We start from the raw sequence: 14052 nt of genomic DNA on the forward strand, positions 1-14052 counted from the left end.
TCACGCTCCGTTCTTGGCTAGAGACTTCAGTCGCATCCGATGCGGCTGAAGGAGTAACTGTGGGTCGGCGTGCTCTCCATGACAACCGTAGTGCAGTGACCTCGCCTCCGCTGTTGTCGGAGAAGATCGATGCACTGTGTGCTTCGGGTGGGTAGGGTTCGTCCCGTGAAAGCTTTGCGTCGGTTCACTGTCCGAGCCCACCTGCCCGAGCGCCTGAATGCCCTGGCCGAGTTGTCGACAAACCTTCGCTGGTCATGGCACCCGCCGACGCAGCGGTTGTTCGAGGACATCGATCCGGTGCTCTGGTCCGAACTCGACCGGGATCCGGTCGGTCTGCTCGGTGCGGTTGCTCCGTCCCGGCTCGAAGAACTCGCATCCGACGCGGAGTTCGTCGAGCGGTTGGGCGCCCTGGCAGCTGATCTGCAGGATTACCTGACGCGGCCTCTCTGGTACCAGAAGCTGCAGGACTCGGACGCGTCCGTGCCGTCGGGAATCGGTTATTTCTCGATGGAGTTCGGCGTCAGTGAGGTGCTGCCGAACTATTCGGGCGGACTCGGAATTCTTGCCGGTGACCACCTGAAGGCGGCCTCCGACCTCGGGCTTCCGCTCGTCGGCGTCGGTCTGCTGTATCGATCGGGCTACTTTCGCCAGTCGTTGACCGCCGACGGGTGGCAGGCCGAACGCTATCCGTCCCTCGACCCACAGGGGTTGCCGCTGCGGCTACTCACCGACTTCTCGGACGCGCCGGTGCTGATCCACGTCTCGATGCCCGGTGGTCGTGTGCTGCGCGCGCGAGTCTGGATAGCGCAGGTGGGGCGTGTTCCTCTCCTGCTGCTCGACTCCGACATCGCGGACAACGACCCAGAACTGCGGGGCGTGACCGACCGTCTCTACGGCGGCGATCAGGACCATCGCATCAAGCAGGAGATCCTCGCGGGCATCGGCGGCGTTCGAGCGATTCGTGCCTACACGCATGCGCACGGACTGCCAGACCCCGAGGTGTTCCACATGAACGAGGGCCACGCTGGCTTCCTCGGCGCCGAGCGTATCCGTGAACTCGTCACCGGGCAGGGGCTCGACTTCGACGCGGCACTCGCGTCGGTCCGAGCAGGCACCGTCTTCACGACGCACACGCCGGTCCCCGCCGGAATCGACCGGTTTCCTGCCGACCTCGTCCGTCACTACTTCGGTAGCGACGACGGCAGTGCCGAGTCGGCTCTGCTGCCCGGGCTACCGATGGATCGCATCCTCGCGCTCGGCGCAGAGCCGGACCGCTCGGTCTTCAACATGGCGCACATGGGGCTTCGGCTCGGCCAGCGCGCCAACGGTGTGTCGAAGCTGCACGGCATCGTCAGCCGCGAGATGTTCAACGACCTGTGGCGCGGATTCGACGTCGCGGAAGTGCCGATCGGATCGGTGACCAATGGCGTGCACGCACCGACGTGGGCGGCACGGGAGTGGTTGGAGCTCGCACAGCAGACGGTCGGAGAACAGGCGCTGCAGGAAGCGCGCGGCTGGGAGCGGTTGGAGGACGTGTCGTCGGCGACGTTGTGGCAGACGCGCAACGAGCTGCGTGCGCAGTTGGTCGACGAGGTCCGTCGTCGGGTTCGCCGATCCTCGCTCGAACGCGGCTCGACCGAAGCCGAAATCAGTTGGACGGCAGGGGTGTTCGACCCGAACGTCCTGACCGTCGGGTTCGCTCGGCGTGTGCCCACCTACAAACGTCTGACGCTGATGCTGCGCGAACCCGAGCGTTTGCGTCGCCTGCTGCTCGACCCCGACCGACCGGTGCAGTTGGTCGTCGCAGGAAAATCGCACCCCGCCGACGACGGGGGCAAGGCTCTCATTCAGCAGATCGTCCGCTTCGCCGATCAGGCCGACGTGCGTCACCGCATCGTGTTCCTCCCGGACTACGACATGTCCATGGCGAAGTTCCTGTACTGGGGCTGCGACGTCTGGCTCAACAATCCACTGCGCCCACTCGAGGCGTGCGGCACGTCGGGCATGAAATCCGCGCTCAACGGTGGCCTCAACCTGTCCATCCGCGACGGGTGGTGGGACGAGATGTACGACGGCGAAAACGGTTGGGCCATACCGACGGCCGACGGCGTCACCGACGAGAACCGACGCGACGACCTCGAAGCCTCCGCGCTGTACGAGTTGCTCGAGCAGTCGGTACTGCCGAAGTTCTACGATCGCACCGACGGTATCCCCACTCGCTGGATCGAGATGGTGCGTCACACCCTCGAACACCTCGGGCCACAAGTGTTGGCGTCGCGCATGGTTCGGGACTACACGCTCGGTTACTACGGTCCCGCTGCACGTGCGGCACGCACGGTCGACGCCGACGGTCACGCGGGAGCGAAGGATGTCGCGGCCTACCGCCGTCGTGTCGAGGCCGAGTGGAATGCGGTCGAGGTCGTGCAGGTGGACAGCGAGGGGCTGCCGGACACACCGGTGATCGGCGCGAAACTCAGTCTGCGAGCGTATGTTCGGCTCGGCGAGCTGGCCCCGACGGACGTCGTGGTTCAGGCAGCCATCGGACGGGTCACCGACGACGACGACCTCACCGACGTCCGCTATGTTCCCATGGCTCACGCCGGGTCCGATTCGTCCGGTGAGATCTTCGAGACCGACACCGCACTCCCGGTGAGCGGCGCAGTCGGATACACGGTCCGAGTGCTGCCGCATCACGAATTGTTGTCCGGCGACTCGGAACTCGGCCTGGTGGAGTCGGCGCGGCCCTAGTTCCCCGCCAGCCGAGCCAACGCTTTGCGCACCACCTCGGGGTCCGACGTCTCCCAGAACGGCGGGAGCGATGCCCTGAGGTAGCCGCCGTAGCGCGCGGTGACGATTCGGGAGTCCAGCATCGCGACCACGCCACGGTCGTCGACGCTACGTAGCAGCCGACCGACTCCCTGTGCGAGCAACAGGGCCGCGTGGTTGGCGGCGACCGCCAGAAAGCCGTTGCCGCCGCGGGATTGGACCGCCTGCTGCCTCGCGACGAGAAGAGGGTCGTCGGGCCGGGGGAACGGAATACGGTCGAGGATGACAAGGCTCAGCGATGGCCCCGGCACGTCGACGCCCTGCCACAGCGACAACGTCCCGAACAGTGACGTGGCTTCGTCGTCCGCGAATTTCTTGACGAGTGCGCCGGTGGAGTCGTCGCCCTGGCACAGCACCGGCGTGTCCAGGCGCTCACGCATCTCCTCTGCGGCAGCCTTCGCGGCGCGCATCGACGAGAACAATCCAAGGGTGCGTCCACCGGCCGCGGTGACGAGTTGCTCGATCTCGTCGAGGTACTGAGGCGACAGTCCGTCGCGTCCGGGCGGTGAAAGGTGCTTGGCCACATAGAGAATGCCGGCCTTGGCGTGATCGAAGGGCGATCCGACGTCGAGCGAATTCCAGTGGATCGACGCCGTGTCCGACGGTGCCTCGCTGCCGGTTGCCGTCGTCGTGTCACTGCGACCGGCATTCTCGGCGGGCAGGCCCCAGTTGACGGCGAGACCGTCGAACGATCCGCCGACGGTGAGAGTCGCGGAGGTGAGGACGACGGTCGACTCGGCGAACAGTCGACTGCGCAACAACCCACCGACCGACAACGGCGCCATCCGCACGGTGCGTTTGACCGACCCTCGGAAATCGTCGACCGCGTGCCAGACGACGTCCTTGCGCTTGGCCGGGTCGGGCTCGTCGAATGCGGTCAGGACCCGCACCGCGCTGTCGTGGACCTCGTCGACGGCGACGAGCGCAGCGTTGCGAGCAGCGGCGGCTTCCGGGTCCATGTTCGCCTGACCGCCTCGCGCAGGTCCGATCGCCGTCCGTACGGCCCACGCCGAGTCGCGGACCGATGCAAGAGCAGCACCGACGCCGTCGGGAAGCGCAGCCCAGCGTCCCGGAGGCATGTCGTCGAGAACAGCGGCCCAGTTCTCGGCCGCGCCCTCGAGCGCATCGACGGTCTCCTCTTCGATGAGCTTGGTGCTGCGTCGGGCCGCGGCCGTGATGGTCGACGCGGACAGCTCGGACGTGGCAACTCCGGTGACACGGTCGACGAGTTCATGCGCCTCGTCGATGACGACGACGTCGTGCTCCGGCAGGATCTGAATGCCGGTGATCGCGTCGATGGCCAGCAGTGCGTGGTTGGTCACGACGACGTCGACCTGCGACGCCTCGGTCTTGGCGCGCTCGGCGAAGCAGTCCTCGCCGACCGGGCACCGCGATTTGCCGAGGCACTCGCGCGCGCTGACACTGACCTGCCGCCATGCCTGATCGCTGACACCGGGGGTCAGGTCGTCGCGATCTCCGGTCTCGGTGTCGGACGACCACTCGGTCAGTCGGACGACCTCGCGCCCGAGCCGGGACACGGCGAACGCGTCGAACAATTCTGCCTCCGGTGCCTCCTCCGAGGCGCCGGTGTGGATCTTGTTCATGCAGAGATAGTTGTTGCGGCCCTTGAGGATCGCGAACCGCGGTCGACGGCCTATCGCGTCCTTCAGTGCATCCGCGAGACGCGGTAGGTCGCGGTCGACGAGCTGACGTTGCAGTGCGATCGTGGCCGTCGACACCACGACGGTGCGACCCGACTCGACGGCGTGCCTGATACTCGGCACCAGGTACGCAAGCGACTTACCGGTGCCGGTGCCCGCCTGCACCGCGAGGTGCTGCCCTGTGTCGATCGAGTGTGCGACCGCCGACGCCATCGTCAGCTGATTGGTCCGCTCCTTGCCCCCGAGCGCGTGCACGGCAGTCTTCAGCAACGCGGGCACGGTGGGGAGTTCGGTCGAAGACGGCACCGGAGCAGACTACTGCCAGCGAAGCCGCCTCACAGAAACCGCGTGGGCAGCGCCGGTTCGCCCTGCGACAACTTCAATCCTTCCCACGGGAGGCTAACGAGTCGCCCGGCGAGGAGTTCGCGGGATTCCTTCAATGTCGGTCGGTCGGGGACCGGCTCACCGCCACGGACGAGCGGGACACTGAGCTCGATCGCGGTCAGTCCGGGGTCGACGGTCGGCGCACTGCCGAGGGGATGCACGATCTCCTCGACGGCTGTACCGGTGTCACGCGTCGTCCGGATCGCGGCCTTCCTGCCGCCGCGGGACTCCTTGTGGCTGCTGCGCTTGGCGACCGGTCGGTCGTCGACGGCGACCAGCTTGTAGACCATGCCCGCGGTCGGCGCACCCGAGCCCGTGACGAGAGACGTCCCGACGCCGTAGGTGTCCACCGGCTCGGCCCGGAGTGCGGCGATCGCGTATTCGTCGAGATCTCCGGACACGACGATCTTGGTCCGGGTGGCACCGAGGTCGTCGAGCTGCTGGCGGACCTGACGGGTGAGAACACCGAGATCACCGGAGTCGATGCGGACGCCGCCGAGTTCGGGCCCGGCGACCTCGATCGCGTTGATGACGCCCTGGGTGATGTCGTAGGTGTCGACCAACAGGGTCGTTCCGACGCCGAGCGTGCGAATCTGAGCTGCGAACGCGGCCTTCTCGTCGGGGCCGTCGGGACCGGTGTGCAACAACGTGAACGCGTGCGCCGACGTGCCCGCGCCCGGAACGCCATGTCGCCGTACGGCTTCGAGATTGGACGTCGCCGCGAAACCGGCGAGATACGCTGCCCTCGACGACGCGACTGCCGCCTCCTCGTGGGTGCGACGTGACCCCATTTCGATGAGCGGCCTACCGGCGGCCGAGCTGACCATCCGGGCGGCTGCGGACACGATCGCACTGTCGTGGTTGAGGATCGACAGTGCGAGAGTTTCGAGGACGACGCACTCGGCAAACGTTCCGCGCACCGACAGCACAGGGGAGCCTGGGAAGTACAGATCGCCTTCGCGGTAGCCGTCGATGTCGCCGGTGAATCGGTAGTTCGACAGCCAGTCGAGGGTGGTGCGGTCGAGGAACGACGAGACCGTCTCCAGTTCCTCTTCGCCGAATCGGAACCGGGCCAGTGCGTCGAGGAAGCGTCCCGTACCGCCCACGACGCCGTAGCGGCGACCGCCGGGCAGCCGCCTCGCGAAGACTTCGAAACTGCACGGTGTATCCGCCGAACCGTCGGCGAGTGCCGCGGACAGCATCGTCAGTTCGTACTGGTCGGTGAACAGGGCGGTACTACGCACCGTGCCCGTTATGTCGGAATCGCTCGTCGAGGGGTGAGACACATCCACAACACTACGAGGCGCGGGGGTGAGGGTGTGGAGTTCGACCGTTGCGTCGTACCCTGTTCTCATGGCTTCATCGACGGCACACGTGACCGTGGACAGGGTGGGCACCTCGCCGACGCTGGCCGCTTCACCCCAGGCGGTCCCCGCCGAGACCGAAGCCGTGGCGCGAGACGAAGCACAGGACGTGCCCTGGGTGACCATCGTCTGGGACGATCCGGTCAACTTGATGCACTACGTCACCTTCATATTCCAGAAGCTGTTCGGCTACAGCAAAGCCAAGGCAACCGAGCTCATGATGCAGGTGCATTCGGAGGGCAAGGCCGTCGTCTCGAGCGGCGAACGGGACAAGATGGAGAACGACGTCCGCAGGCTTCACGCGGCCGGCCTCTGGGCGACGATGCAGCAGGACAAGTAAGGACGAATCCTTCTCGGATTCCTTCGACGTACGAGAGACGGGGTCGTTACAGCTGTGCGCACGTGGAGTAGAAAGAGCTCACTCGGCGGACTCAAGATTCGTTCGGAGATGGACGCGCGTGAGGTGACGGTGTTGCGTTCGCTCGTCGAGTCCGTCCTCGGATTGCTGAGCGAACGGGCGAAGGCCGCACCGACAGACGAGCTCGCTCAGCTCACCGGTCTCCGTACCGGCCACAACACCCCGCCCGACGACGCCGCGCTGGCGCGATTGCTCCCCGACTTCCATCGCGGTGAGGACGGCTCCACCGACACTGCGGACCTCAACGGTGCACTGCGAGGCCTGCACGAGCCGGAGATCATCGACGAGAAGCTCGCCGCGGGAACCGTCATTCTGCGGACGCTGCCCTCCGACGGCGGCAAGATCACGCTGACACCCGAGCAAGCAGATGCCTGGCTGATGGGGTTGAACGACGTACGATTGGCCCTCGGAACGACTCTGGGCATCGACGCCGACACCCCGGAAGTTCTCGACGAGGACGATCCACGAGCTCCACACCTCGACGTGTACCACTGGCTGACCTGGATGCAGGATTCTCTGGTGCAGGTCCTCACTCCGTAGGAGCACCTCTTGGGGGCAGGCCCGAAGGATTCACTCACCGACGTCGCTGGTCTTCTCGTCGGCCATCACCACCAGATCGATCCCGACGCACGGCTCGGTTCCGGCGCGGCAACCGGATGTACCGTCGTGCGGGCTCTGGGCGGTGCAGTGGCAGCTGTCGACGTCCGAGGCGGTGGGCCGGGCACACGGGAAACCGATCTGCTCGACCCGAGTCATTCTGTGCAGCAGGTCAATTCGATACTGTTGACGGGAGGCAGCGCGTACGGTCTCGCCGCGGCCGACGGCGTCATGCGATGGCTCGAAGAGCACGGTCACGGAATCGCGATGGGCAGTCCCGATCAGGTCGTGCCCATCGTTCCCGCCGCCGTCATCTTCGATCTTCCGGTGGGCGACTGGACCGTTCGCCCGACGGCGGAGTTCGGCTATCGGGCTGCGGCCGCTGCGGCAGCCGATTTCGCGACCGGCTCGGTGGGCGCAGGCGTCGGCGCGCGGGCAGGCGTGCTCAAAGGTGGTGTCGGAACGGCCAGTACGGTCATCGACGGCGGGCCGGCAGACGGCGTCACGGTCGGCGCGCTGATCGTGACCAACCCCGTCGGGTCGGTGTTCGATCCGCGTACAGGACTCCCGTGGGGCGTCGGATCTCAGGGGTCGCAGGCATTCGGCATGCGCACACCCGACGTACACGAACTGTGGAATGCGAACGCACTCGCGCCGAAAGGAACCGCACTCAACACGACGATCGGCGTCGTCGCGACCGATGTGGATCTGTCGGCGTCGGCGTGCAAACGGGTTGCGGTCGCGGCGCACGACGGGCTTGCTCGCGCGATCAGGCCCGCCCACTCGCCGCTCGACGGTGACACGATCTTCGCGCTGTCCACCGGGACGAGGTCCGTCGTCACCGAGACCTCGATGCCGAAGGCGTTCATGCAGGACCTGCCGGTTCTCGACGCGGTCACGGCCGTCGCTGCCGACGTCGTCGAACGTGCCATCGTGCGGGCGCTGCTCGATGCGACGACCGTCGCCGGAATCCCGACGTATCGTCAGATCTTCCCGTCGGCGTTCGAGGCCTGACCGGCCGCCGCGCACATCGGTAGTCTGGATTCGGACACCTCGAGGAAGGCTCGTCGATGACCGCGAACCCGTATCTCCCCACCCCGACGCCGAAACGCCCGGTGTGGCAGCAGGCCGCGATGTTCATGGGTGGCTTCGTCGTGCTGCTGTGGGTGATCGAGCTGATCGACGTCGCGTCGGGAAGTCGCGTCGAGGATGCGGGCATCACACCGCGGAGCGTCGACGGGCTCTGGGGGATTCTGTTCGCGCCGGTGTTGCACGACGACTGGGCGCATCTGATCGCGAACACGATTCCCGTCCTGATCCTCGGCTTTCTGGTGTTGCTGTCCGGAATCGGCCGAGGGCTCACGGCCACCGGGATCATCTGGATCCTCGGTGGCATCGGGACGTGGTTGACGGCGGGCGCGGGCACCAACCACATCGGTGCGTCGATCCTCATCTTCGGCTGGATCACCTATCTGCTCACGCGCGGCATTTTCGCCCGTAACGTGGGTCAACTCGCCATCGGTGTAGTGGTTTTCGTCATCTACGGCGGAGCTCTGTGGGGTGTGCTACCGACTGATGCCTTCATCTCCTGGCAAGGACATCTGTTCGGCGCGATCGGCGGAGTGGTCGCGGCCTGGACGTTGTCCGCCGACGCACGTGAGGTACGCAGGCAAAAGGTGCGCTGACGCGCCCGTGTTCGCATCGTCGGCCGCCGCATCGACCACGCACACACGGTCGGCGCAGCAACGAGCAAAACTCGCCGATCGTTTCGACGGCGAGCAAAGTCGTGGCAGCATGACAACCATGCGAATTACCGTCCTGGGATGTTCCGGGAGTGTGTCCGGACCAGACTCTCCGGCGTCGGGCTATCTGCTCGACGAGCCGGGAACGTCACCGGTGGTTCTGGACTTCGGCCCCGGCGTCCTCGGAGCATTGCAGCGGTACGCAGATCCAGGTGACGTCAGCGTTTTCCTGTCGCATCTGCACGCAGATCATTGCCTCGACGTGCCGGGCCTGTTGGTGTGGCGTCGCTATCATCCCAACCCACCCGAGGGCCGCGCCGTGGTCTACGGACCGAAGGACACCGCGTTCCGTCTCGGGGTCGCATCCGCCGAATGCGGCGGTCAGATCGACGACATGTCGGACACTCTGGAACTCCGTCGATGGGCCGACGGTCGCACCATTCAGCACGGGCAGCTCACTGTCCACACGCGGCAGGTGTACCACCCGCCGGAGTCGTACGGCATGCGCATCACGACCGGCGAGGGCAAGATCCTCGCCTACACCGGTGACACCGGGATGTGCCAGGCGGTACGCGATCTCGCGCACGGTGCCGACGTGTTGTTGTCGGAGGCGTCGTGGACGCACGCCGCGGATCGTCCGGTCGGAGTGCATCTCTCGGGCACCGAGGCCGGGCAACTGGCCCGCGAGGCAGGCGTCGGCGAACTGCTGTTGACGCACATTCCGCCGTGGACGTCGCGCGAGGATGTCATCGCGGAGGCGAAGGCCGAGTTCAGCGGGCCGGTCCACGCAGTCCTGCCGGGGGATGTCTTCACGGTCTGATACCGAGATAGGCCGGGAGTGGAGCCTGCGGAATGACCTCGATTAGGGTGGCGGTCGTGTCGAGACGAGAAGACGGAAGAGCGGACGACGAACTCCGCACCATCAAGATCACACGCGGATTCACGAGCAATCCTGCCGGCTCGGTATTGGTCGAGTTCGGCAACACCCGCGTGATGTGCACAGCCAGCGTCGAGGAAGGTGTTCCTCGCTGGCGTAAGGGATCCGGGCTGGGCTGGCTCACCGCCGAGTATGCGATGTTGCCCGCCGCCACGCATACGCGCAGTGGGCGTGAGTCGGTCAAGGGCAAGGTCGGTGGCCGCACCCAGGAGATCTCACGCCTGGTCGGTCGTTCGCTCCGTGCGTGCATCGACCTCGCCGCAATCGGCGAGAACACGATCGCGCTGGACTGCGACGTACTGCAGGCCGACGGCGGAACACGCACCGCGGCGATCACCGGCGCGTTCGTCGCGCTGTCCGATGCTGTGACGTATCTGCGTGCTGCCGGGCGTCTCGCGGACCCGCAGCCCATCTCGTGCGGCATCGCCGCGGTCAGCGTCGGCGTCGTCGACGGCCGTGTGCGTCTCGATCTTCCGTACGAGGAGGACGCGCGTGCCGAGGTCGACATGAACGTCGTCGCAACGGACACGGGAACGCTCGTGGAAATTCAGGGCACCGGAGAGGGCGCGACGTTCCCGCGCACGACATTGGACAAGCTCCTCGATTCCGCACTCGCCGGTATCGAGCAACTCTTCGAGGTCCAGAAGGCCGCGCTGGCCGAGCCGTACCCCGGCGTCCTGCCCGAGATCGTCACCGAGACATCGAAGAAGAAATTCGGTGGCTGATGTGAAGTTGCTCGTCGCAAGTCGAAATGCCAAGAAACTGAACGAGTTACGACGCGTTCTCGACGGCGCGGGAATCTCCGGAATCGAACTCGTCGGGCTGAACGAGGTCCCCGAATTCCCGGAGGCGCCCGAGACCGAGGCCACATTCGAAGGAAATGCTCTCGCCAAAGCGCGCGACGGAGCTGCGGCAACCGGATTAGCCTGTGTAGCAGACGATTCCGGTATCGAGGTAGACGCGTTGAACGGAATGCCGGGTGTGCTCTCTGCACGGTGGTCCGGGACGCACGGCAACGACGATGCGAATACGGCTCTGTTGTTGGCGCAGTTGCAGGACGTTCCCGACGAGCGTAGGGGTGCGGGCTTCGTGTCCGCATGTGCACTGGTCGTCCCGGGCGGCACCGAAAGCGTCGTGCGTGGGGAGTGGCGCGGCGTGATCGCGCGTACTCCCTTGGGAGAGAACGGTTTCGGCTACGACCCCGTATTCGTGCCCGAGGGAGACGGCCGCTCGGCGGCCGAGCTCGCTGCGGAAGAGAAGGATGCAGCGTCGCACCGCGGACGCGCGCTGCGACTGCTGATTCCCGCGCTGCAGGCTCTGGTCTGAGTGGAGCTTTCGTCGCCGACGGCTCCGTGCTGTCGGCGACGAGAAGTCAGACTCCGAAGTCGCGCTTGACCTGGGTGGTTCGCCAGTGCTCGACGAAGAACGACAGGAACGGGATGGTGCCTGCGAGCAGCGTGCCGATGGTGCGCGGTGCCGGCCAGCGGACCTTGATCGCGAGGTCGATCGTCAGGATGAGATAGACCAGATAGACCCAGCCGTGCACGACGGCGATCCAACTCGGCACGTTCTCGACCTTGAAGATGTACTTGGCGACCATTTCACCGGTGAGCACCAGCAGCCAGATGCCGGTGACGTACGCGAGGACGCGGTAGCGCAGCAGAGCCGACGCGATCTTCTTGGTCTTGTCGGTCTGAACCGACCTCTCCGGTGCCGAGCTCACGTGGTACTCCTGTCGGGATGTTCGGAGCGGTCGAGCTCCGCGAGATAGCTGTTGTACTCGAGCAGTTGCCGAGCTTCGGGGTCGTCGAGACTGTCGTCGGCGGCAGCCGTCGGTCGCTGGGGAAGCAGGTCGGCCGGTATTTCGCGGACGACGTCCTCTGCGGGTGCATCCTCGTTCGTGTCGCCGTCGGACTGGTCCTCGAGCCGCACGAACTGGCGGTAGGCGTAGACGACGAATGCCGCGAAGAGCGGCCACTGGAATGCGTAACCGAGGTTCTGGCCGTCACCGCCGACCGATTCGAAGCGCTCCCACTGCCACCATCCGAGCGCGAGGCATCCCAGCGCGGACACGACGACCAGCGCGATCAGCGCGGGCCGGTGATGAGAGCGGGATTTTGCCACACCCCGAAGGTACCCGAGGGGCTACTACATCTGGTAGTTCGGTGTCGAGGACAACATGAGTGCGCGAGGGGGGACTTGAACCCCCACGTCCTGAGACACTGGAACCTAAATCCAGCGCGTCTGCCAATTCCGCCACTCGCGCGAGTGCTCGGCAAGTCTACAACGCCGCATCCACGCAAACGCACATGCGTTTGCGTGGGAGGCGCGGGGGTGAGGGCGTGGGGGACTGCAGCGTACGGCGTACTGTGCAGACGTGGTGAGCAAGAAGGAACCCGCGTTCGATCCGGTGCGTTCGCTCGAACTGTTGTGGCGAGTCGGCGAGAAGCCAAGTCGCGCCGGGTTGACCGTCGATTCGATCGTCGCCGCTGCACTCACGATCGCGGACGCCGACGGTATCGATGCCGTGTCGATGCGCAGGGTCGCCGACGCGCTCGGTGTCGGGACGATGTCGCTGTACACCCATATTCCGGGGCGCGCGGAGCTCGCAGATCTGATGGTGGACAGCGCACTCGGGTCGTTGTACTCCAGTGTCGACGAGCCGAAGAGCGCCACCAGTGGGTGGCGTGACGGTCTTCGATTCGTCGCCGAACGGAATTGGCTTCTCTACCAACGTCATCCGTGGCTACTCGATGCGCAGGGGCCTCGATTGGTGTTGGGGCCCAACACCAACGACAAGTACGAGGCAGAGCTGGGAGTGATCGACGGTGTCGGTCTGTCCGACGTCGAGATGGATTCGGTTCTGACACTCGTGCTCACCCACGTGGCGGGTACTGCTCGGGCGCTCGTTCGATTCGATCGCGTGCGTGAGGAGTCGGGTATGACCGACGCTCAGTGGTGGGACGCCACAGCGCCGGTCCTCGCCCGCGTCATGCAACGCGATCGATACCCGTTGTCGTCGCGGGTCGGGACCGCGTCGTCGACGTCGTACGACGCCGCGAGCGATCCCGTCCACGAGTACGAGTTCGGTGTCGAGAGAATTCTCGACGGTGTGGCGGCCCTGATCGACCGCGGCTAGGCGCTCTTCTTCTTCCGCGGAGGCGGTCTACGAAGCACTCGCCAGAGAGCGTGTTCGACTGTCGCGAGGTCACTGCCCAATTCCCTTGCAGCTGCGTGCATGAGCTCGTGCGTCCCGCATTCGTCGACCTCTTCGCCGATTGCCCCCGACACGAAGGCGACGAGAGGGGACATGTCCTGGTCCCGAATGCCGACCACGAACATCATGCAGCGCCAGGTCTTGGCCCCGATGCCTGCTATCGACGTGAAGGCATCGGCCTGATCCATGAACTGCCGACTACTTGCGTCGGCGAGGTCTGCGGAACGGTCGACGCCGACTTCCATCAACGCAGCGGCTGCCTTTGCTGCGGCCTCTGCCTTTGTCGTCGAGTTGCCTGCGACGCGCTGGCGATTGCCGAGAATGTCTGCCAGGTTGTCCGGATCGTCGACGAACTGTGCGAGAAACGAAAGGTCGTCGAGCAGGTCGGTTGCCCGGTGCTCACGCCACCGGGTGATGACGCGTCGCACTCCGTTGCGTTCGGTGCCGTAGGTCGCGCGCGCCGAGAACACCGAGTCGAGCAATGCCGCCTCGATCTCGCCTTGCCACCCCGGAAACCAGAACGGAGTCGTGTTGCGTTCGACTGTCGCCTCGATGTGTGCGGCGAGAGCGGAAACTTCGTCACGAAACTCGGCGGCGGCCTCTTCTCGTGCGCGCTGCTGTTCACTCGTCTCGTCCACGGCTGCGTGCGAATCGATATGTGTTACTGGTGAATACATGAACCCCCCTGTCGGTTGTGTGGCGGGGAAGCTACAAGGCGGCACCGACAGATTTCGCGCCACGCGTCTCGACCGGTCCGACTGTGGCGAGGTTCACATAACGGAATGATAACGAAAAATGCGAGGGTTTCCTCATGTTTGATCGGCCCGAATCCGCGCCGTGCCTGCGCGGATGGTCGTTACCGACGAGTCGGTTCAACACGGGGTAAAGGCGTCGAGCAGCGCTTAC

General features: G+C 65.6%; 14 protein-coding genes and 1 tRNA gene. 9 read left to right on the top strand and 6 right to left on the bottom strand.

Features of this window, described 5'->3' with window-relative positions; all coding sequences use genetic code 11:
- The first annotated feature begins 165 nt into the window (after positions 1–165).
- Positions 166–2748 carry an alpha-glucan family phosphorylase gene (gene glgP / locus CHB96_RS09730; protein ID WP_089245557.1) on the top strand — a complete coding sequence of 861 codons (2583 nt, stop codon included), beginning with the start codon at positions 166–168 and terminating at the stop codon, positions 2746–2748.
- Here glgP and CHB96_RS09735 read toward each other — a convergent pair.
- Positions 2745–4793 carry an ATP-dependent DNA helicase gene (locus CHB96_RS09735; protein ID WP_089245559.1) on the bottom strand — a complete coding sequence of 683 codons (2049 nt, stop codon included), beginning with the start codon at positions 4791–4793 and terminating at the stop codon, positions 2745–2747. The two genes, glgP and CHB96_RS09735, sit on opposite strands and share 4 nt — an antisense overlap.
- Positions 4794–4822: 29 nt before the next feature.
- Entirely contained in the window at positions 4823–6157 is a 1335-nt protein-coding gene (locus tag CHB96_RS09740; protein WP_371829001.1) for a nicotinate phosphoribosyltransferase, read from the bottom strand.
- A gap of 67 nt (positions 6158–6224) precedes the next feature.
- On the opposite strand from CHB96_RS09740, the gene clpS reads away from it, so the two are divergent.
- The 7 genes from clpS to rdgB all read left to right on the top strand — a co-directional run bounded on the left by clpS (position 6225) and on the right by rdgB (position 11255).
- On the top strand, positions 6225–6575 hold the full coding sequence (gene clpS, locus CHB96_RS09745) for an ATP-dependent Clp protease adapter ClpS (protein WP_089245563.1): 351 nt from the start codon (positions 6225–6227) through the stop codon (positions 6573–6575).
- A 54-nt stretch (positions 6576–6629) separates the two neighbouring features.
- Positions 6630–7193: an oxidative stress transcriptional regulator AosR gene (aosR, locus tag CHB96_RS09750; RefSeq protein ID WP_089245565.1), complete on the top strand. Its 564-nt coding sequence runs from the start codon at positions 6630–6632 to the stop codon at positions 7191–7193.
- Between the two features lie 9 nt (positions 7194–7202).
- Entirely contained in the window at positions 7203–8264 is a 1062-nt protein-coding gene (locus CHB96_RS09755) for a P1 family peptidase (protein ID WP_089245567.1), read from the top strand.
- A 56-nt stretch (positions 8265–8320) separates the two neighbouring features.
- Positions 8321–8935, top strand: a complete 615-nt coding sequence (locus CHB96_RS09760) for a rhomboid family intramembrane serine protease (RefSeq protein ID WP_089245569.1) — start codon at positions 8321–8323, stop codon at positions 8933–8935.
- A 118-nt stretch (positions 8936–9053) separates the two neighbouring features.
- On the top strand, positions 9054–9812 hold the full coding sequence (locus CHB96_RS09765) for a cyclic nucleotide-degrading phosphodiesterase (RefSeq protein ID WP_176444228.1): 759 nt from the start codon (positions 9054–9056) through the stop codon (positions 9810–9812).
- Positions 9813–9868: 56 nt separating this feature from the next.
- Positions 9869–10654 (top strand): ribonuclease PH, encoded by a 786-nt coding sequence (gene rph / locus CHB96_RS09770; RefSeq protein ID WP_089246123.1) that lies wholly within the window; start codon positions 9869–9871, stop codon positions 10652–10654.
- Positions 10647–11255, top strand: coding sequence for an RdgB/HAM1 family non-canonical purine NTP pyrophosphatase (gene rdgB / locus CHB96_RS09775; RefSeq protein WP_089245571.1), 609 nt, complete (start codon positions 10647–10649; stop codon positions 11253–11255). The genes rph and rdgB overlap by 8 nt, the downstream gene beginning before the upstream one ends.
- Positions 11256–11301: 46 nt before the next feature.
- On the opposite strand, the gene CHB96_RS09780 is transcribed toward rdgB, so the two are convergent.
- The 3 genes from CHB96_RS09780 to CHB96_RS09790 all read right to left on the bottom strand — a co-directional run bounded on the left by CHB96_RS09780 (position 11302) and on the right by CHB96_RS09790 (position 12195).
- On the bottom strand, positions 11302–11652 hold the full coding sequence (locus CHB96_RS09780; RefSeq protein WP_089245573.1) for a DUF3817 domain-containing protein: 351 nt from the start codon (positions 11650–11652) through the stop codon (positions 11302–11304).
- Complete coding sequence (locus CHB96_RS09785) at positions 11649–12053, bottom strand: transcriptional regulator (protein ID WP_176444229.1); 405 nt, start codon at positions 12051–12053, stop codon at positions 11649–11651. The genes CHB96_RS09780 and CHB96_RS09785 overlap by 4 nt, the downstream gene beginning before the upstream one ends.
- Positions 12054–12113: 60 nt before the next feature.
- A tRNA-Leu gene (locus tag CHB96_RS09790) sits at positions 12114–12195 on the bottom strand.
- A 111-nt stretch (positions 12196–12306) separates the two neighbouring features.
- On the opposite strand from CHB96_RS09790, the gene CHB96_RS09795 reads away from it, so the two are divergent.
- A complete protein-coding gene (locus CHB96_RS09795; protein ID WP_089245575.1) occupies positions 12307–13068 on the top strand; it encodes a TetR/AcrR family transcriptional regulator in 762 nt (253 codons plus the stop codon).
- On the opposite strand, the gene CHB96_RS09800 is transcribed toward CHB96_RS09795, so the two are convergent.
- Positions 13065–13823, bottom strand: a complete 759-nt coding sequence (locus tag CHB96_RS09800; RefSeq protein WP_089245577.1) for a DUF8548 family protein — start codon at positions 13821–13823, stop codon at positions 13065–13067. The two genes, CHB96_RS09795 and CHB96_RS09800, sit on opposite strands and share 4 nt — an antisense overlap.
- Between the last annotated feature and the right edge of the window lie 229 nt (positions 13824–14052).

The organism is Rhodococcoides kyotonense (genome assembly GCF_900188125.1).
Classification (GTDB): domain Bacteria; phylum Actinomycetota; class Actinomycetes; order Mycobacteriales; family Mycobacteriaceae; genus Rhodococcoides; species Rhodococcoides kyotonense.